General features: G+C 77.5%; 2 protein-coding genes. Both read right to left on the bottom strand.

The genetic code is table 11. From position 1 onward, the window contains the following. Positions 1-187 (bottom strand): hypothetical protein (locus AB0E83_RS35425; RefSeq protein WP_362120935.1); only part of this gene is annotated, 187 nt, incomplete at its 3' end. Positions 188-381: 194 nt separating this feature from the next. Beyond that, complete coding sequence (locus AB0E83_RS35420; RefSeq protein WP_362120936.1) at positions 382-1,065, bottom strand: helix-turn-helix domain-containing protein; 684 nt, start codon at positions 1,063-1,065, stop codon at positions 382-384. Between the last annotated feature and the right edge of the window lie 48 nt (positions 1,066-1,113).

The following is a 1,113-nucleotide window of genomic DNA, read 5'->3' as shown; positions in this document are numbered from 1 at the left end:
CCCCCGCCGACTTGCCCTCGCGCTGCTGCGGGACGCTCGGCTCGCCCGGCCCCTGCGGCGGCTGGCCGGGCACGCCGGGAGCGGCGCCTCCGGGGCTCTTCTGGCTCGGCACCTGGCGGGCGGGCAGGCCCTCGGCCTCCGTGGCACCGCCACCGCCCAGCGGATCGTCCCGACCTTCACCGCTCATCGCGGAAGCCCCCGTACGCCTGCGCAGACCCGAACACCGGCCAAGCCTGCCACACGACGCGGGCACGCCGAAGCGCCACGTCCACTTACCACTCGTCCGGGGCGACTTCCCGCATCCCGGCGTAACCGCTCACACGTTCGTGTCATGCGCGCTGGTCCACCCGGCCCACGGGACCGGGGGACCGACGGGCACCGCTACCGCGAGCGCAGACCCTCCAGCAGGATGTCCAGGAGCCGGGCCGAGGCCGCCGCCTGCTGGGCCGCGTCCGGCAGCGCCGGCGCCGAGGTGGCGATGACCAGCAGCACGTCCGCCACCGTCACGTCCGGCCGCAGCTCACCCGCCTCACGGGCCCGCTCGACCAGCCGGCCGACGACCTCCAGGAGCTCCGCGGCCCCCGCGTCGTCCCGCTCGTCCGCGGGCACCGCCCGGGGCGCCACCACGCGCGCGTCGGCCTGCTCGCCGAGCCCCCGCTGGTACGGCACCCGGGCCGCGTCGCCGTCCCCGTCCACCGGAACCTCGTCGACACCGACCCGCAGCACCTGCGGCGGCAGCAGCCGGCCGGCCCCCGAGGCGACCGAGGTCCGCAGGAACCGGGAGAGCGCCGACCACGGCTCCTCCTCCTGCCCGAGCGCGGCCCGCGCCTGCTCGGTCAGCCGCGCGGTCTCCTCCTCGGCTATCCGCCGCACCAGCACGTCCTTGCTGGGGAAACGGCGGTACACCGTGCCCACGCCGACGCGCGCCCGACGGGCCACGTCCTCCATCGGAGCCCCGTAACCGAGCTCGCCGAAGACCTCGCGCGCGGCCCGCAGCACGTGCTCCAGATTGCGCTGCGCGTCCACCCGCAGCGGCGCCGAACGCCCGGCCACCGGCCCGCCCACGACGGTGCCGGTGCCCGCGACGGTGCCGCCGGACAGCGCGCCGCCGAC

Source organism: Streptomyces sp. NPDC035033 (assembly GCF_040636735.1).
Taxonomy (GTDB): Bacteria; Actinomycetota; Actinomycetes; order Streptomycetales; family Streptomycetaceae; genus Streptomyces.
The sequence above is the reverse complement of the archived record's forward strand: the minus strand, read 5'-3'. Positions and strand labels throughout refer to the sequence as shown.